The sequence below is a fragment of the Buttiauxella sp. AC142 genome, from assembly GCF_979253435.1.
Genome location: NZ_CEEDCH010000001.1, coordinates 901458 through 926668 on the forward strand (window position 1 = coordinate 901458; position 25211 = coordinate 926668).

Consider the following 25211-nt stretch of genomic DNA (forward strand, 5'->3'; position numbering starts at 1 on the left):
TAAGCGATTAGTTTGTTATTTATGAGAGCGCTCTTTCATTTTGTGACTGTAATCACACAGTTAAATGTGAATCTTAACAATCAAAGATAAAGGAAAGCTGCAGACGCATTGCTCCAGCAGGCCTTACAGGTAAAGCGAGGAATATCGAGCCTTGAGCATAACGATACTGTCCAGAATCATATTGCTACTTAGCCACGCCAGGCGTTGCTAACCAGGATATAACTTCTGCTGGCCGATGGTGTAACAGCATGTCAATCTAAATGCCTAAACGTAATAACGATTCAGAAGTATTAACGAATAAATGACCATACAGAAGGCGGTATTTTATCGTAAAGCTTATTCATGGTCAGTTCTGCCAGACGGTGGTCTGCGGCTGAATAAAATACTGCCAATTCATTATCTGATAATTCGTATTTATTCTTTTCAATCACTCGTTCTAATGTATCAATTGTTTGGCAGCGTCGCAGGCGCATCAAATAATCGGTCTTTGTTAATGGTTTTGTAGTCATGAAGTCACCTTGTACATCTTGTAATAGTTTAAAAGGAGAGGCTTACTGGGTTTGCGCGGCTCTCAGTAACGAAGCATCGGAATAATCGGTTTCCAGACTTTCTCCATTTCTGAAGATCCTGGGCATTGATACCGTAGTTACTGAACAGCATAAATGTATCGTCCAAATATTCATCAATTTGTTCAATCAATTTACTCTCATCATCGTACTTAATTTTGTAATTAAGTGCGAATGCCGCAATGTGCTCAATCAATTCATTCAACTGCAAGTTAATGGCCGAAGTAGGATCATTAACCCAACCATGATTACTCTCGCCAAGGTTGGTAAGGCAGTCATGATACATGTTTTCGCAGAGAAACTTAAGCTGCGCGATATCATGCCGTTTTGGTGAGTATTCGTCCATAATGCAGCCCCTTTTATCGAACAAAAATTTGATAAACATAACGCGTTGGGGTGGACACACCTGGATGAGGTGGGGATCAATTACAACGATTATTCCATATACTTTTACTATAAATCAATCTGTACCAGATTTCCTTTCGGTATTACGAAAAATTACATTTGCTGAAAAGCCGTTTACCCTAACGCAATGTTTATTAAGACTTTCACGTTTTTTAAAAGCTTTTTCCTATAAATGAACCAAAAAGACCACTTCAAGAAATAGTTTATTTTCAAGAGGTTAATTTTATGTTGCTCGATGTGAATCTTAAGCGATGTATATTAGTTATCGCTTAAGATTTATCCTAATAAATAAGTATGATTCGATTTTGCTGGTTTTGCAGAAAAATTAAGTAATATCATGCCACAGACTCAGGATTTGCAGGGTTTATATTGCAACATTTTGAAACTTATCGTCGGAAAAACCGACGACGCTAATTATTAATTAATATGACAAATAAGACTCAACATAAATAAAAAAGGCCGCTTGCGCGGCCTTTTAGATGCAGAACTTAGTCTTACTTGTGATGCTCAACTGCGTGAGTGTGTTCAACATCTTCAGCCTTGCTGCTGAAGCGGCGGCGTACCACCACGAAGAACACCGGCACGAAGAAGATAGCCAGGACAGTTGCTGTCACCATCCCGCCCATTACACCCGTACCTACCGCGTTCTGTGCGCCGGAGCCAGCACCGGAGCTGATTACCAGCGGCATTACACCGAGGATAAACGCAAGTGAGGTCATCAGAATCGGACGCAGACGCATACGTACAGCTTCGAGTGTCGCTTCAATCAGGCCTTTACCTTCTTTTTCCATCAAGTCTTTGGCGAATTCCACGATAAGTATCGCGTTCTTCGCCGACAAGCCAATGGTTGTCAGCAGGCCTACCTGGAAGTACACGTCGTTAGTCAGACCACGTAAGGTTGCGGCAAGTAATGCCCCCACAACACCCAGCGGAACAACCAGCATAACCGAGAATGGAATCGACCAACTCTCGTACAATGCAGCCAGACACAGGAATACCACAATCAGGGAAATCGCATACAGGGCAGGGGCCTGGTTACCAGACAAACGCTCCTGATAAGACATACCCGTCCAGTCGTAGCCGATACCGGTTGGCAACTTGCTCGCCAGTTCCTGCATCAGATCCATCGCTTCACCGGTACTTTTACCCGGTGCTGCCTGACCCAGGATTTCCATGGATGGCAAACCGTTGTAACGTTCCAGACGCGGTGAACCGTATTCCCAGTGCGCGGTTGAGAACGCAGAGAATGGCACCATCTGGCCGGTAGAACCGCGAACATACCAGCTGTTGATATCGCTTGGCAGCATACGGAATGGCGCATCAGCCATCAGGTAAACTTTCTTCACACGACCACGGTCGATGAAGTCGTTCACGTAGCTACCACCCCATGCTGCACCCAGCGTGGTGTTGATATCACTGATAGAAACGCCCAATGCCTGTGCTTTTTCCTGGTCGATATCGACTTTGAACTGCGGCGTATCTTCCAGACCGTTTGGACGTACGCCCACTAACAGGTCAGGATGTTTTGCCACTTCGCCAAACAACTGGTTACGTGCCTGAGTCAGTTTTTCGTGTCCAAGGTTTGCCTGGTCAATCAACTGGAAGTCGAAGCCCGTTGCAGTACCCAGTTCTACGATAGCTGGCAGGTTAAATGCGAACACGATGGCATCTTTGATTTTCGAGAATTCGGCGCTTGCGCGACCAGCAATCGCTGGAACCTTATTCTCTTCACCCGGACGCTCGTCCCAGTCTTTCAAGGATACGAATGCCAGACCGGTGTTCTGTCCTTGTCCTGAGAAGCCAAAGCCGTTAACGGTAAATACAGAGTTAACGTTGTCTTTCTCTTTTTCAAGGTAGTACTTGGTCACATCATCAAGAACGGCTTGTGTACGTTCTTGCGTTGCACCCGCAGGCAACTGCGCCATGGTCAGGAACACGCCCTGGTCTTCGTCTGGCAAGAAGGAACTTGGCAGGCGAATAAACAGGAAGGCCATGCCAACCACAATCAGCAGATACAACACCAGGTAACGACCGGTGCTACGCAAAATGTTACCGACGCTGTCGGTATAGTGATGCGTGCTCTTGTCGAACATGTTGTTAAACCAGCCGAAGAAGCCTTTCTTCTCGTGGTGTTCGCCTTTCGCAATCGGCTTGAGCAGAGTGGCGCAAAGTGCTGGTGTCAGGATCATTGCTACCAGTACAGAAAGCACCATTGCCGATACGATGGTAATAGAGAACTGACGATAGATTGCCCCTGTGGAACCGCCGAAGAACGCCATCGGTATAAATACCGCTGACAGAACCATCGCGATGCCGACCAGAGCGCCCTGAATCTGTTCCATTGATTTGCGCGTGGCTTCTTTTGGTGGCAATCCTTCCTCCACCATCACACGCTCAACGTTTTCTACTACGACGATGGCGTCATCTACCAACAGGCCTATCGCAAGCACCATCCCGAACATCGTTAGGGTGTTTATCGAATAGCCAAAGATGGCAAGGATGGCAAACGTCCCCAGCAGTACCACTGGTACCGCAATCGTTGGAATCAATGTGGCGCGGAAGTTCTGCAAGAACAGATACATTACCAGGAACACCAGCACGATGGCTTCAACGAGGGTTTTGACTACCTCTTTGATAGAAATTTTAACGAACGGCGTGGTGTCGTATGGGTAGACGACTTTCAAGCCTGCCGGGAAGAACGGTTGCAGTTTTTCTACGGTGGCACGTACCGCATTGGCAGTATCCAGGGCGTTAGCACCGGTTGCCAGTTTGATACCTAAACCAGACGCAGGCTGACCGTTGAAACGCGCGACAACGTTATAGTTCTCGCCGCCCAACTCAACTTTTGCCACATCTCTGAGCAGAACACGTGAGCCATCTTGATTCACTTTCAGCAAAATTTTGCTGAACTCATCGGCAGATTTCAAACGGGTCTGAGCAATGATTGAGGCGTTAAGTTGCTGGCCTTTAACCGGCGGAGTACCGCCTAACTGACCTGCTGCTACCTGGGCGTTCTGCGCTTTGATAGCGTTAATAATATCTACCGGCGTGAGCTGGTAATTGTTCAGTTTGTTCGGGTCCATCCAGATACGCATCGCGTACTGTGCACCAAACAGCTGAACGTCACCCACACCACGAGTACGGCTGATTGGGTCTTTAATGGTTGCGCCAACGTAGTCCGAAATATCTTCCTGTGTCATGGAACCGTCGGTATTGATCATACCCAGAACCATCAGGAAGCTACTTGAGGACTTCTCAACGCTTACACCTTGCTGCTGGACTTCTTGTGGAAGCAGCGGCATTGCCAGTTGCAATTTGTTCTGCACCTGAACCTGCGCGATATCGGCATCAGTGCCGGAATCGAAGGTAATGGTGATGGTGACAGAACCCGAGGAATCACTGGAAGAGGACATGTACAACAGGTTATCGATACCGTTCATGTTCTGTTCGATAACCTGAGTCACAGTATCCTGTACCGTTTTCGCATCAGCACCTGGATAGTTTGCAGAGATAGAAATTGCCGGTGGCGCAATGGTTGGATATTGCGCGATAGGCAATTTCATGATCGCAAGCCCACCCGCCAACATAATAATGATGGCGATTACCCAGGCGAAAATAGGGCGATCGATAAAAAACTTAGCCATGTCTTAACGGCTCCTGTTTAAGTTAAGACTTCGTTTGTTCAGACTGTGCGCCAGCGGCTGCTTGATCCTGGCCTTTATTCTCTGCCGCCACTTCCTGCGCCTTCACCTGAACACCGGGTTTCACTTTTTGCAAACCGGTTACAATAACGCGATCGCCATCCTTCAACCCTTCAGTAACCAGCCATTTGTCGCCGATAGCCTGAGATGCAGTGATATTGCGCACTTCCACTTTGTCATCTTTACCAATAACCATTGCTGAAGCATCGCCACGCGGTGTACGAGTCACACCTTGTTGCGGAACTAACAGTGCATTTGGATTAGTACCTTCTTCCAGTTGTGCGCGAACAAACATGCCCGGCAGTAACGTTTTATCTGGATTCGGGAAGATGGCACGCAAAGTGATAGAACCGGTGGTTTGGTCAACCGTCACGTCAGAAAACTCTAAAGAGCCTTCCTGCGGGAAAGTGATACCGTCATTGGTGACTAATTTGACTTTAGCTTTACCGTTTTCTTGTTTCAGTTTGCCGTCAGCTAACTCTTGCTTAAGGCGCAAGAAATCGTTGCTGGATTGGGTCACATCAACATAGATAGGGTCGAGCTGTTGTACGGTTGCTAACGCAGCAGATTGTCCGCTGGTAACCAGTGCGCCTTCTGTTACAGAAGATTTGCCAATGCGACCACTAATAGGTGAAGTCACTTTGGTGTAAGCAAGGTTGATACGAGCAGATTCAACGGCGGCTTTAGCCGCAACGACGGATGCATTTGCCTGTTGAGAATCGGCAAGCGCGGTGTCGTAATCTTGTTGACTGATGTACTTAGTACCCAAAAGTTTCTGATAACGTTTAAGCGTCAGCTGAGCAATGTTTGCACTTGCCTGTGCTTTCGCGAGGTCGCCTTTTGCACTGTCATACGCAGCTTGATATGTTGCAGGGTCAATCTGATACAGCGAAACGCCAGCCTTGATTTCACTTCCTTCTTCGAAGTTACGTTTCAGGATGATGCCACTGACCTGTGGACGGACTTCTGCAATACGGTAAGCGCTGGTACGGCCCGGTAGCTCTGTTGTTATCTGCAAAGGAGCACTTTTCAAAGTCACCACACCCACTTCTGGGGTATGCGGGGCACTCTGTTGTGTCTCTTTGTCATTACATCCTGTAAGCACTAAGCTGCCTGAGAGCATCAGAACGGCCGCCAGAGGCGTAAACCCTCTGTTTTTGTTCATATGTAAACCTCGAGTGTCCGATTTCAAAGTTGTTCAATGGATCAAGTGTCCACAAACCCATTGCTGCGTTTATATTATCGTCGTGCTATGGTACATACATTCACAAATGTATGTAAATCTAACTACCTTAATTTCACCCACTTATGGCACGAAAAACCAAACAACAAGCACTAGAGACCCGCCAACATCTTCTGGATGTTGCAATCCGCTTGTTTTCCCAACACGGTGTTTCCGCAACTTCGCTGGCGGATATCGCAAAGGCAGCTGGTGTCACCCGTGGTGCAATCTACTGGCATTTCAAAAATAAGTCGGATTTGTTTAATGAAATCTGGGAGCTAACGGAATCCAGTATTGGTGACTTAGAAACTGAGTATCAGGCAAAATTTCCTGACGATCCACTTTCTGTTGTCAGAGAGTTACTTATTTACATATTACAAGCAACTGTCGCCGATGAACGCCGTCGCCTGATGACTGAAATCATCTTCCATAAATGTGAATTTGTCGGGGAACTGGCTGTTTTACAACAGGCCAGGCGCGAACTTTATATGGAAGGTAATGAAAGAATCGAGAGCAGTTTACAGCGTTGCATTGATGCAGAGATGTTACCAAAAAACCTACGCCTATCCCACGCTGTTATCCTTCTTCGTAGTTACATTACCGGGCTGATTGAAAACTGGTTAGTTGCGCCCGACAGCTTCGATCTTCACGGTCAGGCGGAAGACTACGTGGCTATATTATTGGAAATGTTCCAAAACTGCCCAACCCTGCGATCAAGTCCACACTAAAAATAGGATTAATAGGGTAATTCTGAACATAGTTGCCCAAGGTTTTTCCGAAAAGACGTGCTAATCTTGCGGCTCGTATTTCGTCTCTAACTCGCCAACCTTTTCGGCCAGTTTTTAAACACTGTCAAACTATGCCGCAACTCATGAGTTCACTGTATTCACGTCGTGTTTCCGCGCGGTTTTTACTCATCGCTTTGGTTAGCCTGTTTTGTATATTGGCGCAGCCAGTCTGGGCGAAAAGTAATTCCAGCGATCTCCCAAGCCGCGAAGAAATTCAAAACCAGCTCAACGCGCTGAATAAGCAAAAAACGCTGTCGCCAAATGACAAACTCACCCAGCAAGATCTTAATGAAACGCTTGAAGCGTTGGACAAAATTGATCGGGTCAAGGATGAAACAGCAAAACTTCATCAGCAGGTAACCGAAGCGCCAAAAGCGCTGCGCAAAGCCACCGAGGCGTTGAACGAACTCAAAAACCAGCGTGAAAATCAGGCTGCGGAAGAGGCCGAAATTGAATCGTTAAATTTGCGTCAGCTTGAATCGCGTCTGAATGATTTGATGACGGATTTACAGAATTCGCAAAGCGATTTAGCCACCTGGAACAGCCAGCTTATATCCCTGCAAACGCAGCCTGAGCGTGTGCAAAATGCGATGATGACGGTCTCGGCCCAACTTGAAACCATCCGTAACCGTCTGAACGGCGTCACACCCGGTGCGGTAGAGCTGCGCCCAAGCCAGCAAACCTTGTTACTGACTCAACAGGCGTTGCTTAATGCGCAACTCGATCAACAGCGCGACAGCCTGAAAGGCAACACCATCTTGCAGGATGCGCTGCAAAAACAACGCGACTACACCAACGCCCATATCAATCAGCTGGAGCACACGCTGCAACTGCTGCAAAAAGCGGTCAGCAGCAAGCGTTTAACGCTGACACAGCAGACAGCGCAGGAAGCGATAGACTCTGAAGATACGGTTAAAATTCAGCAAAACCCGTTGGTGAAACAAGAGCTGGATATCAACCACCAGTTAAGCCAGCGTTTGATTGATGCCACTCAGCACGCCAATGAAATGGTGCCGCCGAGCATCCGCATCAAAAATACCCTCGACCGGGCGCTGCAATCTGAACGTAACCTCAAAGAGCAAATTGCCGTCCTGAAAGGCAGCCTGCTGTTGTCACGTATCCTTTACCAACAACAGCAGCAAAACTTGCCGTCAGCGGAAGACACCGAAGACCTGACCAACCGTATTGCGGATATTCGTCTCGAACAGTTTGATGTCAACCAGCAGCGTGATGCCCTTTTTCAACCAGACGAACTGGTGCAGAAAATTGAAGACGGGCACATCGATGAAGTGACGCCTGACGTTCATGAAGCGTTATTACAAGTTCTGGATACGCGTCGCGAATTGCTCGACCAACTGAACAAACAGCTCGGCATGCAACTCATGCTGGCTATCAATCTGCAAAACAATAAGCAGCAACTGCAAAACGTCACGAAATCGCTCGATCAAATTCTGACCGAGCAGATTTTCTGGGTGACCAGTAATAAGCCAATGGATTGGGACTGGCTGAAATCATTGCCTTTATCAATACGCGATCAGTTTAAAAGCGCCCGCATTAACCTGAAGGGGCCAGAAAGCTCGTTAAAAATCATCGCCATCTTGTTGCTGATGATTCCGGCATTATTACTGGCCGGTATCATTCGCTGGAAATTTAAAGCGATTGATCGCTACCTGGAAAAACAGGCGAGTCGGGTAGGACAACTGCGCAACGACAGCCAGATGCTGACGCCAAAAGCTATTGCACTCACCCTTGTGAAAGTCCTGCCCGGTGCGCTGGTTATTTACTCCATCGGGCTGGTATTTGCTGGTATGGAGATGAATATCAGTGAATCCATGCTGGCGTTCTGCAAACAGCTTTCTCTGTCCTGGTTAGTGTTCGGCTTAACGTATCAAGTGCTTTCTACCAACGGTGTGGCCGTGAGCCACTTTAATATGGCGCCGCAATTGTGCAGCCACTATCGTCGCCAGCTAGTGCGTATTGGTTGTGCGTTACTACCGTTATTATTCTGGTCGGTGTTGGGTGAGCGTTCTCCGCTGCACCTGGTGGAAGATGCGCTTGGGCAGTTAATTATCTTCTTCAACCTGCTGCTCATTGCCGCCCTGGTGTTCCCAATGTGCCGTGAAAACTGGCGCAACAAAAACAACCACACCATTCAATTGTTTACCGTCACGATGATGGGCGTGGTACCCGTGGTGTTAATGGTGCTGACGGCGATGGGGTATTTCTATACCACCTTACGCCTGGCGGGCCGCTGGATTGAAACCATCTACCTGATCCTTATCTGGAATCTGGTTTACCAGACCGTACTGCGCGGGCTGAGCGTTGCGGCACGCCGCATGGCCTATCGCCGCGCGGTATTACGCCGTGAAAACCTGGTGAAAGAGGGCGCAGAAGGCGGTGAGCCGGTAGAAGAGCCTCCGTTGGCACTCGACCAAATCAACCAGCAAACCATGCGTCTGGCCATCATTGCGCTGTTCGCACTGTTTGCCATCGTGTTCTACACCATTTGGTCAGATTTGTTCGGGGTATTCGGTTATCTCGATAGCATCCAGCTCTGGAGCTACAACGGGACTGAAGCCGGTGCCGCCATCGTGAAGCACGTCACCATGGGCAGTCTGTTATTTGCGGTGATTGCCTTTGCCATTGCGTGGGTGCTGATTCGCAACTTACCCGGCCTGTTGGAAGTGCTGGTGCTCTCGCGTCTGCAAATGCGCCAGGGCGCGTCGTACGCCATTACCACGATTCTGAACTATGTGATTATTGCCGTCGGGGCGATGACCATCTTTGGTTCTCTCGGTGTGTCGTGGGATAAATTGCAATGGCTGGCGGCGGCATTGTCGGTCGGCCTCGGTTTTGGCTTGCAGGAGATATTCGGTAACTTCGTTTCCGGTCTGATTATTCTCTTCGAGCGCCCGGTGCGTATCGGCGATACCGTCACCATCGGCACTTTCTCCGGTAGCGTCAGCAAAATCCGTATTCGCGCCACAACGATTACCGATTTCGACCGTAAAGAAGTGATCATTCCGAACAAAGCGTTTGTCACGGAGCGCCTGATCAACTGGTCGCTGACCGATACCATCACGCGCGTGGTGATTCGCCTGGGCGTTGCGTATGGATCCGATCTGGATAAAGTGCGCGAGATCTTACTCAAAGCGGCTCATGATCATCCAAAGGTCATGCACGATCCTGAGCCAACCGTGTTCTTCACCACCTTTGGTGCCAGCACACTCGATCATGAATTACGTCTGTATGTGCGTGAACTGCGCGACCGCAGTTATACCGTCGATGAGCTGAACCGGAGCATTGATCGTCTGTGCCGTGAGAACGGAATTAACATCGCCTTCAACCAGTTGGAAGTGCATCTGCGTAATGATAAAGGCGATGAACTGACTGAGGTGAAGCGCGATAACAACGGGAAATGAGATGCTGTGCCGGATGACGCTGCGCTTATCCGGCCTACGGTAAAGCTTTTGTAGGGTGGATAACGCTTACGCTTATCCACCGATTTTCTTTTTGTTCTTCCCGCTTACGCAAAAAATCCTGACGGACAATCTCAAGTGCTGCGAGCGCGGTTTCCGTCGGGATTTCATGTTGTTCCAGCAGCATAATCAAATCGACCGCAAGTTTGACTTCTTCTGGTGCGTTATCCAGCGACATATCGTTAATCTCGTTAATGTGTATTTTGGGTATTAGCTTAGCCCACGCTCTCGCCTTTCGATGGCACGCTCTATACGAGTCAGTGCCTGACGGCAGCGCTGCAAACGCCCCTCGAGCGCGGCCAATTCCTTCTGGAGTTTTTGCTGTCCGGCAAGCGTTGCCTGCAACGAAAGCTGGCTTTCGCGATCGCTAATCATAATCTGGATACGACGTTCGTAATCCTGATGTGTCGAGAGCTTTTCATATAAATTCTCGGCAACCACGGGTTGTGGATCGTTTTTTCGCATTTTGACGGTCGCCAGTTCACGCTGTAACGCAGCGATTTGCGCCACCAGTTTTTCAGCAAGATAGGCAACTTGCTCCGTTCGGCCCACTTTCACGCTAAGCTGTAACTGTTCAAGATTTGCCTGAACTTCGCTGAGATAATCTTTAAGTTGCGTGCTGTGGGTCGAAAACAGCTTACTATCGAAACGGGCTTGCGAGGCGCGTTGTAATGAGACGGGCGCTATGGCTTGCGCGAGTTCCGCGACGCGAGTATTCAAAGCTTGTAACAGCGAAGCGGTTTTCACAAAATGACTCTCCAGTGGTGTACGTGTTTAAGCGCCAGGTTATCGATGGAATACTGAATGAAACGGACAATATTAATCATCATTGGTTGGCTGGCGGTAGTCCTTGCGACGTTGGGTGTTGTCTTGCCTTTACTTCCCACAACCCCATTTCTACTGCTGGCGGCCTGGTGCTTCGCTCGTTCATCGCCGCGTTTCCACCACTGGCTATTGTATCGCTCATGGTTTGGCAGTTATATCCACCATTGGCAAAATCATCGTGCACTGCCGCCGGGAGCAAAACCCAGGGCATTGATTTTCATCGTGTTAACTTTTGCGGTATCCCTTTACCTGGTCAACATTCTTTGGGTCAGGCTACTATTATTGTTGATGATGTGTGCGCTGCTGTTCTTTATGTGGCGCATGCCGGTAATTGACGAAAAGCAACAAAAGCCATAAACCGCATTTGCGGTGGTTGCAATTGTTGGTGCCAGCCAGTAAATTCGACCGTTTTCGAGCACGGTATGACTGATTAATAAGCAGTCTCGTGCTTTGTTAGAATCATGTTTTTAGCAGGCATTAATTATGACCGCGACTGCGCAGCAGCTTGAATATCTGAAAAACAGCATCAAAAGCATTCCAGACTATCCAAAACCTGGGATCTTATTCCGTGACGTTACCAGCTTGCTTGAAGATCCGAAAGCCTACGCCACCAGCATTGAATTATTAGTTTCACGCTTTAAAGACGCCGGTATCACCAAAGTGGTGGGTACTGAAGCGCGTGGCTTCTTGTTTGGTGCACCGGTTGCGCTGGAATTAGGTGTCGGCTTCGTGCCGGTTCGTAAGCCTGGTAAACTGCCACGCGAAACTATCGCTGAAAACTACGAGCTGGAATACGGCACCGATCAACTGGAAATCCACGTTGATGCAATCCAGCCTGGCGACAAAGTTCTGGTGGTGGATGATCTGCTGGCAACCGGCGGCACTATTGAAGCAACCGTCAAACTTATCCGCCGTTTGGGTGGGGAAGTGACTGACGCGGCGTTTATCATCAATTTGTTTGATATTGGTGGTGAGCAGCGCCTGGAAAAAATGGGCGTGAAAAGCTACAGCCTCGTACTGTTCCCTGGCCACTAAGTTCAGCCTCCATATTCCCCAAACTATACCCGTTAGCATTCGAGTTGCAGGTAGGCGGCAAGGACGAGAATCCCATGGAGCTTACTTGAGTAAGTGACTGGGATGAGCGTATGCAGCCAACACACCTGCAGCTTGAAGGATGACGGGTATAGAAGCCTCGCCCGATGGGGGAGGCTTATGTTAGCATTACCCCCTGAATTCACACCCGCGATGTAGAGCCTATCTCGTATGAGCTACCAGGTCTTAGCCCGCAAATGGCGGCCACAAACTTTTGCTGATGTTGTCGGCCAGCAACACGTTCTGACTGCGCTGGCTAATGGCTTATCCATGGGCCGAATCCACCACGCTTATCTCTTTTCCGGGACGCGCGGCGTGGGGAAAACCTCCATCGCTCGCTTGCTGGCGAAAGGGTTAAATTGCGAAACCGGCATTACTGCCACTCCTTGCGGCGTGTGCGATAACTGCCGTGAAATAGAACAAGGTCGCTTTGTTGACCTGATTGAAATTGACGCCGCTTCGCGCACCAAAGTAGAAGACACCCGTGATTTGCTGGACAACGTTCAGTACGCCCCGGCGCGTGGCCGCTTTAAAGTCTATCTCATCGATGAAGTGCACATGCTCTCCCGCCACAGTTTCAACGCCTTGTTGAAGACGCTGGAAGAGCCGCCATCACACGTTAAATTCTTGCTGGCGACTACCGATCCACAAAAGCTGCCGGTCACTATTCTTTCTCGCTGCCTGCAATTCCACCTGAAAGCGCTGGATGTCGAACAAATCCGCCATCAGTTGGAACATATTCTTGGCGAAGAGAAAATCCCATGTGAAACGCGTGCGCTACAATTGCTCTCCCGTGCCGCAGATGGCAGCCTGCGTGATGCGTTAAGCCTCACCGACCAGGCCATTGCCAGCGGTGACGGGCATGTGACCACCGCCGCGGTGAGCGCGATGCTCGGCACGCTCGACGATGACCAGGCGCTGTCGTTAATTGAAGCGATGATTCATGCCGATGGCGAGCGCGTCATGAGCTTGCTGAATGATGCCGCCGGGCGGGGTGTTGAGTGGGAAGCACTGCTGGTGGAAATGCTGAGTCTGCTGCATCGCGTGGCGATGGTTCAGCTTTCACCTGCCGCGTTAGGCACAGACATGGCTGCCATTGAACAACGTATGCGTGAGCTGGCTCGCGTTGTGCCGCCTGCCGAAGTGCAGCTTTATTACCAGACTTTGCTGATTGGGCGCAAAGAGTTGTCCTGGGCACCTGACCGCCGTATGGGCGTTGAAATGACGTTGCTGCGTGCGCTGGCGTTCCATCCGCGCAAACCTTTACCCGAACCTGAACAACCGCGACAGGCACCGAGTATTCCGGTGATAAACCCTGTTCCGGTACGCCAACAAACATCGGCCCCGCCGCCACGGCAAAGTGAAACGACGCTGCCAGACACCACAAGTCAGGTGCTGCAAGCGCGAACACAGCTAATGCGCCAGCAGGGAGCCAACAAAGCAAAAAAGAATGAGCCGGCAGCGCAAAATGTAGCGCGGCCGGCGAAGAATACCGCACTGGAACGTTTAGCCTCGGTCACCGAGCGCATTCAGTCCCGGCCCGCAACAGTTGAAGAAAAACCCGCGCCGAAGCCAGAGGCTTATCGCTGGGTATCGCAGAACGTTTCTGATGTCGTCGAAGAACCGGTCGCGACACCAAAAGCATTGAAGCGGGCGCTCGAGCATGAGAAAACCCCGGAACTTGCGCAGAAACTGGCACTCGAAGCCATAGAACGCGACGGTTGGGCAGCTGAAATTAGCCAACTTGTGTTGCCGAAGTTAGTGCAACAACTGGCGCTAAATGCCTGGAAAGAACAGGACGGCAACCGCGTTTGTCTGCATCTGCGCCCGGCGTTACGTCACCTCAATTCGCCGTCGGCTATGAAAACGCTGGCCGATGCGATGAGTGATTTTAGTGGCGAAACAGTTGAGCTGACTATTATTGAAGATGATAATCTCGCACAACGCACCCCGCTGGAGTGGCGTCAGGCCATCTACGAAGAGAAGCTGGCGCAGGCACGGGAATCAATGAGTGCTGACAACAACATCCAGACGCTGCGTCGTTTCTTTGATGCGGAACTGGATGAAGACAGTATTCGACCAATTTGACAAACCGGCTCACCCGGTTTGTTGTAAACCCTGATAGCCGATAATCGTACTCTGCGGTTAGTCGGCCCGAGCAAAAGAGAGAAGACTATGTTTGGAAAAGGCGGTCTGGGCAACATCATGAAGCAAGCCCAGCAGATGCAGGAAAAAATGGCCCAGGTTCAGGAAGAAATCGCCCAAATGGAAGTCACAGGCGAATCTGGCGCGGGTCTGGTTAAAGTCACTATCAACGGTGCTCACAACTGCCGTCGTGTCGAAATCGATCCAAGCCTGATGGAAGACGACAAAGAAATGGTTGAAGACCTGGTTGCTGCAGCCTTCAACGATGCAGCGCGTCGTATTGGCGAAGCGCAGAAAGAGAAAATGGCTGGCGTTTCCAGCGGGATGCAGTTGCCACCAGGCTTCAAAATGCCATTCTGATTTTGTTTTTCTCCCTCTCCTGCGGGAGAGGGCTGGGGTGAGGGCGTTTCGCGTTCTCACTCTTCCTCGAACGCCGCATAACTCTCCACCAGAAAATCAATCAGCGCCCTGACCGCCGGTAACTGACCGCGCCGGGAAGGAAACACCAGATGAATCACCTCTCGCCTTGCTCGCCACTCCGGTAACAGTCGCACCAGACTCCCGTCGGCAATCTGTTTGTTAAGCATCAACATCGGCAACTGAACAATCCCCACACCCGCCAGAGCCGCCGCTCTCAGTGCAATCATATCGGTGGTCACGAAGCGCGGTTTATGGTGCAGCGTCACTTCCTGATTATCAGGGCCAAACAGGCACCAGCGGTAAACTTGCTGCGGTTTTGACAGCGCAAGGCTCGGCCAGTGCTGAAGATCGGCAGGGGACTGAGGTTTTGAAAAACGCGCCACCAGTTCAGGGCTGGCAACCAGGCACATCCCGCGATCCGCCAGTTTACGCATCACCAGATCGCTATCGTCGAGTGGCAATGGGCGCACCCGCACCGCTAAATCGACGTTTTCATTTAGCACATCAACCTGGCGGTTAGTTTCTTCGAGTTGCACGGTGACCTGCGGATACAACGTCATAAATCGCGCCAGCATGTCGCCGATATGCACATGCAGCAGCGTAATCGGGCAGGTCAGGCGAATCAGCCCGCGAGGTTCGGCACGCAGCGTGTTAATCGCTTCCTGTGCGGCCTCGGCTTCAATAATCATCGCCTTGCAATGACGATAAAAAATCTGCCCGGCCTCCGTCACGGTAAAGCTGCGCGTTGAACGCTGAATCAGACGGGTCTCCAGACTTTCTTCCAGTAGCGCGATACGGCGACTCAAGCGTGATTTCGGAATACCAATAACGCGGCTTGCCGGAGAAAACCCTCCGTTATCTACCACTTGCACGAAATACCACAGGTCGTTGAGATCTTGCATTGCCATTGTCCTATATATGGAACGCTGAGTTCATTTTCAGAGTCTACCGGGGAATTCGTCTTATGAGTAAGCTTTATCTCAACAGAAATCGACACTCAATGGAGATAACGATGAAATCAATTCTTGGCGTTTATTCAGCACCAGCGTCCCACTGGGTGGGCGATGGATTCCCGGTTCGCTCACTGTTTTCTTATTCAAAATTTGAAAAACAGCTCAGTCCGTTCTTGCTGCTGGACTACGCAGGCCCGGCTGATTTTAAACCGAGCAACAAAGGCCAGCGCGGTGTTGATGTCCACCCGCATCGCGGTTTTGAAACCGTCACCATCGTCTACAAAGGCGAAGTGGCTCACCGCGATTCCACCGGTAGCGGTGGGGTGATTGGCCCCGGCGACGTGCAGTGGATGACGGCAGGTAGTGGCATTTTGCATGAAGAGTTCCACTCACCGGCTTTCAGCGAGAAGGGCGGTCGGCTTGAAATGGTTCAGCTGTGGGTCAATTTGCCAGCCAAAGACAAGTCAACACCGCCGAACTATCAGTCGATTACCGACGCGGATATTCCGGTCGTGACGCTGCCAGACAACGCAGGCCAGGCGCGAGTTATCGCCGGTGAAATGGATGGCGCAAAAGGCCCGGCACGCACGTTTTCTCCACTGCGTGTACTGGATATGCGCCTGAATGCACAAAGTACCACGCATTTAACGCTGCCAGACGGCTGGAACACTGCACTGGTGGTGCTCAAAGGCACCGTGCTGGTCAACGGACTGGAGGTGGCTCGTGAGGCGCAATTGGTGGTGCTGGATGCCAAAGGCGAAACCGTCACGCTTGAAGCCAATACCGATGCGGTTGTGCTGGTGTTGAGCGGTGAGCCGCTGAATGAGCCAGTGGTGGGATACGGGCCGTTTGTCATGAACACCCGTGAAGAAATCAAAGAGGCCATTGATGACTTTAACCAGGGCAAATTTGGCCAGAAAGTTTAACTAACCTAAGCGGCTACCGTTTTGGTAGCCGTTTTTTCAACACGATGATTGAACCCTAAGAGGATCTGAACATGACACCTGCAAACTTTAACGGACAAATCCCTACAATTGATGCAAACGACGCGGTAATGCTGCTTATCGACCACCAGAGCGGTCTTTTCCAACTGGTGCACGACATGCCGATGCCAACTTTACGCACCCATGCAACCGTGTTGGCTAAAATAGCCACGCTGGCCAATATTCCGGTTATCACCACCGCTTCTGTGCCGCAAGGCCCGAACGGCCCGCTGATTCCTGAGATTCACCAGTACGCTCCACACGCTCAGTACGTCCCGCGTAAAGGCGAAATTAACGCCTGGGACAACCCTGATTTCGTGGCAGCAGTCAAAGCCACAGGGCGCAAAACCTTGATTATTGCCGGTACAGTGACCAGCGTATGCATGGCTTTCCCGGCGATAAGTGCGGTGGCAGAAGGCTTCAAAGTCTTCGCGGTGATTGATGCCTCAGGCACCTACTCCAAAATGGCGCAGGAAGTGACGTTGGCGCGTGTCGTTCAGGCCGGTGTCGTGCCAATGGATACCGCAGCCGTCGTGGCTGAAATCCAGCACACCTGGAATCGGGATGATGCAATGGAATGGGCAAACCTGTGGGGTGGCGTATTTATTGAGTACGGTTTGCTGATGGAAAGCTACCAGAAAGCACAAGATGTGGTGACGAATCAAGAGCAACTGGACTCGCAGCGCGGTTAAATAATTTCCCCCTTTGCGAGACATCGCGCAGGGGGAATATCTTTTCCTATGCCCTCGCGCGGGGCTAATGTTAGGCTATGGTCCACTCTTTTTTCAGAAGTCTGAGCGATGCAAACCAGTCCTTTACTTACCACCCTTATGGAATCCCTGCGCTGCCTGCCAGGCGTCGGCCCAAAGTCTGCCCAACGTATGGCGTTCGCGCTTTTGCAACGTGACCGCAGTGGTGGCATGCGTCTTGCTCAAGCATTAACTCGTGCGATGTCAGAAATTGGCCATTGTTCTGATTGCCGTACTTTTACCGAACAAGAAGTTTGCGCCATTTGCGCCAACCCTCGCCGCCAGGAAAACGGCCAAATTTGCGTGGTAGAAACGCCCGCGGATATTCATGCCATTGAAGCGACAGGCCAGTTTTCCGGCCGCTATTTTGTGCTGATGGGCCATCTTTCTCCGCTTGACGGAATTGGCCCGCAGGACATTGGTCTCGACAGGCTTGAGCAACGCCTGGAAACCGAAACCATCAAAGAGCTGATCCTCGCCACCAACCCGACGGTAGAAGGAGAAGCCACTGCAAACTATATCGCCGAACTTTGCGGGCAATATGGTGTTGATGCCAGCCGTATCGCGCACGGTGTGCCGGTCGGCGGCGAGCTGGAAATGGTCGATGGCACGACTTTGTCGCATTCTCTGGCAGGGCGTCACAAGATTAATTTCTAACCACTTGCGGGGAGTTTCTTATACTTCCCGCTTGAAAACCTCCGCTTCTATCCTCATATCACCCTCAGCGTTTTAAACCCCTGCGTATTTTGATTTTGTTGAGGTATCAATGACCATGAAAGGACAAGAGACTCGTGGCTTCCAGTCTGAAGTGAAACAACTTCTGCACCTGATGATCCACTCCCTCTACTCAAATAAAGAAATTTTCCTGCGTGAGCTGATCTCCAACGCCTCTGATGCGGCAGACAAATTGCGCTTCCGCGCATTGTCTCAGACAGACCTGTATGAAGGTGACGGCGAGCTGCGCGTGCGTGTCTCTTTTGATAAAGAAAAACGCACTTTGACCATTGCCGACAACGGCATCGGTATGACGCGCGACGAAGCGATCGATCACCTCGGGACGATTGCAAAATCGGGTACCAAAGCGTTCCTCGAATCCATGGGTTCTGACCAGGCGAAAGATAGCCAGCTTATCGGCCAGTTCGGTGTGGGTTTCTACTCGGCATTCATCGTGGCGGATAAAGTCACCGTGCGCACCCGTGCGGCAGGCGTTCCTGCTGATCAAGCGGTGTTCTGGGAATCTGAAGGCGCGGGCGAATATACCGTTGCAGACATCACCAAAGCCGATCGCGGGACTGAAATTACCCTGCATCTGCGCGAAGGTGAAGATGAGTTCTTAGACGACTGGCGCGTGCGTTCGACCATCAGCAAATACTCTGACCACATCGCCTTGCCGGTTGAGATCGAAACCCGCGAAGAAAAAGACGGCGAAACCATCATCAGTTGGGAAAAAATCAACAAAGCCCAGGCGCTGTGGACCCGTAGCAAGTCTGAAATTAAAGACGAAGAATACAACGAGTTCTACAAACATGTGGCGCATGACTTCACCGACCCGCTGACTTATAGCCATAACCGCGTGGAAGGGAAGCAAGAGTACACCAGCCTGTTGTACATCCCGTCTCAGGCACCTTGGGATATGTGGAACCGTGACCACAAACACGGCCTGAAACTCTACGTCCAGCGCGTGTTCATCATGGATGACGCTGAACAGTTTATGCCGAACTACCTGCGTTTCGTGCGCGGTCTGATAGATTCCAACGACCTGCCGCTGAACGTGTCGCGTGAAATTCTGCAAGACAGCCGTGTGACGCAAAACCTGCGTAGTGCGCTGACTAAACGCGTATTGCAGATGCTGGAAAAACTGGCGAAAGACGACAGCGAAAAATACCAGACCTTCTGGAAAAACTTCGGCCTGGTGCTGAAAGAAGGCCCTGCTGAAGACAACGCAAACCAGGAGGCTATCGCTAAACTGCTGCGCTTTGCTTCAACTCACACGGACACTTCGGCGCAAACCGTTTCGCTGGAAGAGTACGTGTCGCGCATGAAAGAAGGGCAGGAGAAGATTTACTACATCACTGCCGACAGCTACGCCGCCGCGAAGAGCAGCCCGCATCTGGAATTGCTGCGTAAGAAAGGCATCGAAGTGTTGCTGCTTTCTGACCGCATCGACGAGTGGATGATGAGCTATCTGACCGAATTCGACGGCAAAATGTTCCAGTCAGTCAGCAAAACTGACGAGTCGCTGGAAAAAATGGCCGACGAAGAAACACCAGAAGCGAAAGAAGCTGAAAAAGCCCTTGAGCCGTTTGTTGACCGTGTGAAAACCTTGCTCGGTGAGCGCGTGAAAGAAGTGCGTCTGACGCACCGTCTGACCGACACACCAGCCATCGTCACCACCGACAGCAACGACATGAGCACGCAAATGGCGAAATTGTTTGCCGCTGCGGGCCAGGAAGTGCCGGAAGTGAAGTACATTTTTGAGCTGAACCCGGATCACGGGCTGGTGAAACGCGTCGCGGATACCCAGGACGAAGCGCAGTTCGGCGAGTGGGTCGAATTATTGCTCGACCAGGCACTGTTAGCAGAACGCGGTACGCTGGAAGATCCAAACCAGTTTATCCGTCGTATGAATCAGCTATTAGTTTCGTAATATTTACTCCTCACTCTGGTTTTCGCCCTCTCCTGAGGGAGAGGGCCGGGGTGAGGGCATTTCCAATCAACTAACAGCGCTCACAAGCCCCGCTATTCTTGAGGTGAATACGCCTTTAATGGTAAGGTCATCGCCTCTGCTTTAAATAATCAAAAATCCAAACGAATGGGGAATTACGCAATGCGTATTATTCTGCTTGGCGCTCCGGGCGCAGGTAAAGGAACTCAGGCTCAGTTCATCATGGAGAAATATGGCATTCCGCAAATCTCCACCGGTGACATGCTGCGTGCTGCAGTGAAATCTGGCTCAGAGCTGGGCAAACAAGCAAAAGACATCATGGATGCCGGTAAACTGGTTACAGATGAACTGGTTATCGCTCTGGTTAAAGAACGTATTACCCAGGAAGATTGCCGCAACGGTTTCCTGCTTGATGGTTTCCCACGCACTATTCCACAAGCTGATGCCATGAAAGAAGCGGGCATCAATGTAGATGTGGTTCTGGAATTCGCAGTACCTGACGAACTGATTGTTGAGCGTATCGTTGGTCGTCGCGTACATGCGCCGTCTGGCCGCGTTTATCACGTCACCTTCAATCCACCAAAAGTGGAAGGTAAAGACGACGCAACAGGCGAAGAGCTGACTACCCGTAAAGACGATCAGGAAGAGACTGTGCGTAAGCGCCTGGTGGAATACCATCAGATGACCGCTCCGCTGATCTCCTACTACAGCAAAGAAGCTGAAGCCGGTAACACCAAATACGTGAAAATCGACGGCACCCGTAAAGTGACCGAAGTGAGCGCAGAGCTGGCAAAAATCCTCGGCTAATTCGTTGCTGAGATAAAAATACCAGGACTTGTTCCTGGTATTTTTTTAACCAAATTTTGCCCTTTCGCTGTAATCGGTTCTCCTGCGCCGCTTTTACGTTACAATTATCAGTAATTTGTTGATAAGGAGCGGAAATGAATCAGGAAAAAGTGGGTATTTTACTGGCAAACCTGGGTACGCCTGATGCACCGACTCCCGCTGCGGTGAAGCGCTATTTACGCCAGTTTCTCAGCGATAAGCGCGTTGTCGATACTCCACGTTTACTCTGGTGGCCGCTGCTGCGCGGCGTGATTTTACCGCTGCGTTCTTCACGTGTTGCCAAACTTTATCAGTCAGTATGGATGGATGAAGGCTCGCCGCTGCTGGTTTATAGCCGTCGTCAGCAGGTTGCACTTGCCGCGCAATTGCCAGATGTCCCCGTCGCACTCGGTATGAGTTATGGCACGCCGTCGCTGAAAAGTGCGGTGGAAGAGTTGATGTCGCATCACGTCGATCACATTGTGGTGCTGCCGCTGTATCCGCAATTTTCTTGCTCGACGGTCGCCGCGGTTTGGGATGAATTAGGGCGCATTTTTGCCGACTATCGCTCGCTGCCGTCGATTTCCCTGATTCGCGATTATGCTGATAATGAATCTTATATCAACGCGCTGGTGGCATCGGTCAGGGAATCTTTTGCCAAACACGGTGAGCCGGATGTTTTGCTGCTTTCCTACCACGGCATTCCGCAGCGTTATGCCAACGAAGGGGACGATTACCCGCAACGTTGCCGCGACACCACGCGCGAATTGCTTTCAGCCCTCGAACTGCCGCCAGAAAAAGTGATGATGACTTACCAGTCGCGTTTTGGTCGTGAGCCATGGCTGATGCCTTATACCGACGAAACCCTGAAAATGTTGCCTGAGAAAGGGATAAAACATATTCAGGTTATGTGTCCTGGTTTTTCTGCTGACTGCCTGGAAACGCTCGAAGAAATGGCGGTACAAAACCGCGAAGTGTTCCTCGAAGCAGGCGGCACCAAATATGAATATATTCCTGCTCTGAATGACGACCCGGCCCACATTGCAATGATGATGAACCTGGTGCAGAAATATCGCTGATCTCGCTTAGGGCCGTTAATGTGCTACCATTTCCGGCCTGATTAGCGACTTTGAACAACATCATGAAATTTCCCGGCAAACGTAAATCCAAACACTACTTCCCTGTCAGCGCACGCGATCCTTTATTGCAACAGGCTCAACCTGAACATGAAACTGGCACTTCCTGGATTGTTGGGATTGACCAAACGCTGGTGGATATCGAAGCCAAAGTTGACGACGAATTTGTTCATCGTTACGGTTTGAGTTTCGGGCACTCGCTGGTGATTGAAGACGAAATTGCAGAAGCGCTGTATCAGGAACTGGTGCAAAAAGATCTGATTACTCATCAGTTTGCCGGTGGCACCATCGGTAACACCATGCACAACTATTCGGTATTAGCCGACGACCGCTCCGTTTTACTGGGCGTGATGTGCAGCAATATCGAAATTGGTAGCTATGCCTACCGCTACCTGTGCAACACCTCCAGCCGAACCGATCTCAACTATCTGCAAGGCGTGAATGGCGCGATTGGTCGTTGCTTCACGTTGATTGGCGAGCAGGGCGAACGGACATTTGCGATAAGCCCGGGCCACATGAACCAGCTTCGCGCTGAGAGCATTCCGGAAGAGGTTATTGCGGGCGCGTCTGCCCTGGTTCTGACTTCCTATCTGGTGCGCTGCAAAGATGGCGAGCCGATGCCGGAAGCCACCATGCAGGCCATCGCGTATGCGAAAAAGTACAACGTTCCGGTGGTGCTGACGCTCGGCACAAAATACGTTATCGCGGAAAACCCGGAGTGGTGGCAGGCGTTCCTCAAAGAACACGTCTCCATTCTGGCGATGAACGAAGAAGAAGGGCTGGCGCTTACGGGCGAAAACGACCCGCTGCTGGCGGCGGATAAAGCGCTGGATTGGGTTGATTTAGTGCTCTGTACTGCCGGGCCAGTAGGTTTGTATATGGCGGCCTTTACTGAAGAATCAGCAAAACGCACCACCCAGCATCCATTGCTGCCGGGCGCGATTGCTGAGTTTAACCAGTACGAATTTAGCCGTGCGATGCGCCATAAAGATTGCCAGAACCCGATGCGTATTTTCTCGCACATCGCGCCATACATGGGCGGGCCTGAGAAAATCATGAACACCAATGGCGCGGGCGACGGCGCACTGGCGGCACTGCTGCATGATATTACGGCGAACAACTATCACCGCTCCAACGTGCCGAACTCCAGCAAACACCAGTTTACGTGGCTGACGTATTCGTCTTTGGCTCAGGTGTGTAAATACGCGAATCGCGTGAGTTATCAGGTGCTGAATCAGCACTCTCCGCGCCTGACGCGTGGCTTGCCAGAGCGCGAAGATAGCTTAGAAGAGTCTTACTGGGAGCGTTAATTCCTTAGTCTGGAAGGTGGATGACGCGTGCGCTTATCCACCCTACAACACTCTTTCGTAGGTCGGATAAGCGAAGCGCCATCCGACACGGCTTCATCAAAAATTATCCCGACACGGTTTCCTGCACGACAGGTTTCTCCAACAACCCCATCATCGTATTCGCGATTTCACGCTCACCCATAACCACCCGATTGGCGCCGCGTTCGGTAATGTAATCCACTTCGTCGTCATAATGCGCGCGGGCAATAATCTCGATGTCCGGGCATTTGGTGCGTGCGGTCGCGACGATTTCACCGGCTTCGTAACCGTTGGGGATCGTCAGCAATAACCAGCGAGCGCAATCAAGATGCGCAAGATTCATGATCTCTTCGTTGGCCGCATTTCCCAGCACCGCCCGAATCCCACGCTCGCGCAGTTCATCAACGCGGCTGCGGGAGGTTTCAATCACCACCAGTGGAATGCCCTGCGCCATTAATTTCTCACCCAGCAAACTCCCCACGCGCCCAAACCCAACCAACAGGGCATGATTGCAAATATCGACCGGAATTTGCTTCTCGTCTTCGATAGCTTCTTCCAGCGTCTGCTCTTCCAGCGTTTCGGTTTTAGCCAGGTAGCGCTCAAGAATCGCAAACAAAATCGGGTTGAGCATAATCGACAGAATCGCCCCGGCCAGCACCAGATTTTGCCCGGTTTGCGGCAGCAGATTCAGCGCCATGCCCAGCCCTGCAAGAATAAAGGCGAATTCACCAATCTGCGCAAGGCTAGTAGCGATGGTTAATGCAGTCCGTTGCGAGTGGCCGAACAGGCGCACCAGGAAGAATGCCGCGAGGGATTTACCAAATACGATAATCGCCACGGTGCCCAGCACGGCGAGCGGTTCCTGAATCAAAATCATCGGGTCGAATAACATCCCGACCGAAACAAAGAACAACACCGCAAACGCGTCGCGCAGGGGTAAAGTGTCGTGGGCCGCACGGTGGCTGAGTTCAGATTCGTTGAGCACCATACCGGCGAAGAATGCGCCGAGTGCAAACGACACATCAAACAGTTCAACAGCGCCAAACGCGATACCCAGCGCCAGCGCCAGAACCGCAAGTGTGAACAACTCGCGCGAACCGGTTGCCGCACTTCGCGCCAGAATCCACGGCACCAGGCGGCGGCCAACAATCAACATAATCGCAATAAACGCCACCACTTTGCCGATGGTAAACGCCATATCCAGCGACAAAGAGGCGAGGCCCACGTCGCCTTTTTCCATCATCCCGGCAACGGCTGGCAGCAGAACCAGAGTCAGCACCATCACCAGATCTTCAACAATCAGCCAGCCAATAGCGATTTGACCGCGCTGGCTGTCGATTAACTGCCGTTCTTCAAGGGCGCGTAGCAGCACCACGGTACTGGCGGTGGAAAGACACAGGCCAAACACGATGCCGGTCATCAGCGACCAACCCATCAGCGATGAAAGCGCCATACCCAGTAGCGTCGCCACAGCAATTTGGGCGATAGCGCCGGGAATGGCGATGGCCTTTACCGCCATCAAATCCTTCAGAGAGAAATGCAAACCGACGCCAAACATCAGCAAGATAACGCCCAGTTCAGCTAATTCGGGCGCCAGTTTAGTATCTGCGACAAAGCCTGGCGTAAAAGGGCCGGCCAGTACCCCAGCTAATAAATAGCCCACCAAGGGTGATATACGTAGTTTGTTGGCGAGCATACCGAGCAAAAAGGCCAGTACAAGGCCGCCGACAATGGTGGTGATAAGCGGGGTGGCGTGATGCATTCCGTCTCCTTTCGTGGTTAATCAGATCCAATATGTCCAAAATATAACATTTAGTTTATGACAATTTTTTAAACGATGTGTGTGCTAAATAGATAGTTTCTTTAGAAAAGGCGCATTTAGACAAAAATAAGTGCCTGATGGGTATTTTGTACGTTTAATTTAGGAAA

The 25211-nt window shown here is 50.9% G+C and carries 21 protein-coding genes and 1 other annotated feature; of the genes, 13 read left to right on the forward strand and 8 right to left on the reverse strand.

Features of this window, described 5'->3' with window-relative positions:
- Positions 1–290: 290 nt before the first annotated feature.
- The 4 genes from AC0IWZ_RS04105 to acrA form a co-directional block, all read right to left on the reverse strand.
- On the reverse strand, positions 291–509 hold the full coding sequence (locus AC0IWZ_RS04105; RefSeq protein WP_034493744.1) for an HHA domain-containing protein: 219 nt from the start codon (positions 507–509) through the stop codon (positions 291–293).
- A 28-nt stretch (positions 510–537) separates the two neighbouring features.
- On the reverse strand, positions 538–912 hold the full coding sequence (tomB, locus tag AC0IWZ_RS04110) for an Hha toxicity modulator TomB (RefSeq protein ID WP_034493745.1): 375 nt from the start codon (positions 910–912) through the stop codon (positions 538–540).
- Between the two features lie 553 nt (positions 913–1465).
- Positions 1466–4615 (reverse strand): multidrug efflux RND transporter permease subunit AcrB, encoded by a 3150-nt coding sequence (gene acrB, locus AC0IWZ_RS04115; protein WP_471678101.1) that lies wholly within the window; start codon positions 4613–4615, stop codon positions 1466–1468.
- Between the two features lie 22 nt (positions 4616–4637).
- Positions 4638–5837 (reverse strand): multidrug efflux RND transporter periplasmic adaptor subunit AcrA, encoded by a 1200-nt coding sequence (acrA, locus tag AC0IWZ_RS04120; RefSeq protein ID WP_034493747.1) that lies wholly within the window; start codon positions 5835–5837, stop codon positions 4638–4640.
- A gap of 143 nt (positions 5838–5980) precedes the next feature.
- Between acrA and acrR the strand changes: the two genes are divergently transcribed.
- Entirely contained in the window at positions 5981–6622 is a 642-nt protein-coding gene (gene acrR, locus AC0IWZ_RS04125) for a multidrug efflux transporter transcriptional repressor AcrR (RefSeq protein WP_034493748.1), read from the forward strand.
- Positions 6623–6765: 143 nt separating this feature from the next.
- A complete protein-coding gene (gene mscK, locus AC0IWZ_RS04130) occupies positions 6766–10104 on the forward strand; it encodes a mechanosensitive channel MscK (protein WP_471678100.1) in 3339 nt (1112 codons plus the stop codon).
- A gap of 34 nt (positions 10105–10138) precedes the next feature.
- Here the strand turns inward: mscK and rsmS are convergent, their stop codons facing one another.
- Together rsmS and priC are read right to left on the reverse strand one after the other, a co-directional pair.
- Positions 10139–10339 (reverse strand): pleiotropic regulatory protein RsmS, encoded by a 201-nt coding sequence (rsmS, locus tag AC0IWZ_RS04135; protein ID WP_471678099.1) that lies wholly within the window; start codon positions 10337–10339, stop codon positions 10139–10141.
- A gap of 32 nt (positions 10340–10371) precedes the next feature.
- Positions 10372–10908, reverse strand: coding sequence for a primosomal replication protein PriC (gene priC / locus AC0IWZ_RS04140; RefSeq protein ID WP_034493750.1), 537 nt, complete (start codon positions 10906–10908; stop codon positions 10372–10374).
- A gap of 57 nt (positions 10909–10965) precedes the next feature.
- Between priC and AC0IWZ_RS04145 the strand changes: the two genes are divergently transcribed.
- The 4 genes from AC0IWZ_RS04145 (at position 10966) to AC0IWZ_RS04160 (ending at position 14583) form a co-directional block, all read left to right on the forward strand.
- Positions 10966–11343, forward strand: coding sequence for a DUF454 family protein (locus tag AC0IWZ_RS04145; protein ID WP_471678098.1), 378 nt, complete (start codon positions 10966–10968; stop codon positions 11341–11343).
- 126 nt (positions 11344–11469) lie between these two features.
- Positions 11470–12021 (forward strand): adenine phosphoribosyltransferase, encoded by a 552-nt coding sequence (gene apt, locus AC0IWZ_RS04150; protein WP_034493753.1) that lies wholly within the window; start codon positions 11470–11472, stop codon positions 12019–12021.
- Positions 12022–12249: 228 nt separating this feature from the next.
- Positions 12250–14166, forward strand: coding sequence for a DNA polymerase III subunit gamma/tau (dnaX, locus tag AC0IWZ_RS04155; protein WP_410372345.1), 1917 nt, complete (start codon positions 12250–12252; stop codon positions 14164–14166).
- Positions 13502–13566 (forward strand) — a sequence feature (DnaX frameshifting element). It overlaps the preceding gene by 65 nt.
- Before the next feature lie 87 nt (positions 14167–14253).
- A complete protein-coding gene (locus AC0IWZ_RS04160) occupies positions 14254–14583 on the forward strand; it encodes a YbaB/EbfC family nucleoid-associated protein (protein ID WP_034458087.1) in 330 nt (109 codons plus the stop codon).
- A 56-nt stretch (positions 14584–14639) separates the two neighbouring features.
- Here the strand turns inward: AC0IWZ_RS04160 and AC0IWZ_RS04165 are convergent, their stop codons facing one another.
- Entirely contained in the window at positions 14640–15545 is a 906-nt protein-coding gene (locus AC0IWZ_RS04165) for a LysR family transcriptional regulator (protein WP_034493755.1), read from the reverse strand.
- A gap of 110 nt (positions 15546–15655) precedes the next feature.
- Here AC0IWZ_RS04165 and AC0IWZ_RS04170 point away from each other — a divergent pair, with 110 nt between their 5' ends.
- From AC0IWZ_RS04170 to AC0IWZ_RS04200, 7 genes are all read left to right on the forward strand, one after another.
- Positions 15656–16522: a pirin family protein gene (locus AC0IWZ_RS04170; protein WP_410372344.1), complete on the forward strand. Its 867-nt coding sequence runs from the start codon at positions 15656–15658 to the stop codon at positions 16520–16522.
- 71 nt (positions 16523–16593) lie between these two features.
- Positions 16594–17271 carry an isochorismatase family protein gene (locus AC0IWZ_RS04175; RefSeq protein WP_115630456.1) on the forward strand — a complete coding sequence of 226 codons (678 nt, stop codon included), beginning with the start codon at positions 16594–16596 and terminating at the stop codon, positions 17269–17271.
- A 108-nt stretch (positions 17272–17379) separates the two neighbouring features.
- Positions 17380–17985, forward strand: a complete 606-nt coding sequence (gene recR / locus AC0IWZ_RS04180) for a recombination mediator RecR (protein ID WP_034493758.1) — start codon at positions 17380–17382, stop codon at positions 17983–17985.
- Between the two features lie 115 nt (positions 17986–18100).
- Positions 18101–19975 (forward strand): molecular chaperone HtpG, encoded by a 1875-nt coding sequence (gene htpG, locus AC0IWZ_RS04185; RefSeq protein ID WP_471678097.1) that lies wholly within the window; start codon positions 18101–18103, stop codon positions 19973–19975.
- 180 nt (positions 19976–20155) lie between these two features.
- Positions 20156–20800 (forward strand): adenylate kinase, encoded by a 645-nt coding sequence (gene adk, locus AC0IWZ_RS04190; protein ID WP_034458097.1) that lies wholly within the window; start codon positions 20156–20158, stop codon positions 20798–20800.
- Positions 20801–20934: 134 nt separating this feature from the next.
- Positions 20935–21897: a ferrochelatase gene (gene hemH / locus AC0IWZ_RS04195; RefSeq protein WP_471678096.1), complete on the forward strand. Its 963-nt coding sequence runs from the start codon at positions 20935–20937 to the stop codon at positions 21895–21897.
- A gap of 62 nt (positions 21898–21959) precedes the next feature.
- On the forward strand, positions 21960–23264 hold the full coding sequence (locus tag AC0IWZ_RS04200) for an inosine/guanosine kinase (RefSeq protein WP_172895361.1): 1305 nt from the start codon (positions 21960–21962) through the stop codon (positions 23262–23264).
- 103 nt (positions 23265–23367) lie between these two features.
- Here the strand turns inward: AC0IWZ_RS04200 and ybaL are convergent, their stop codons facing one another.
- Positions 23368–25044 (reverse strand): YbaL family putative K(+) efflux transporter, encoded by a 1677-nt coding sequence (gene ybaL, locus AC0IWZ_RS04205; protein WP_034493761.1) that lies wholly within the window; start codon positions 25042–25044, stop codon positions 23368–23370.
- Positions 25045–25211 lie beyond the last annotated feature (167 nt).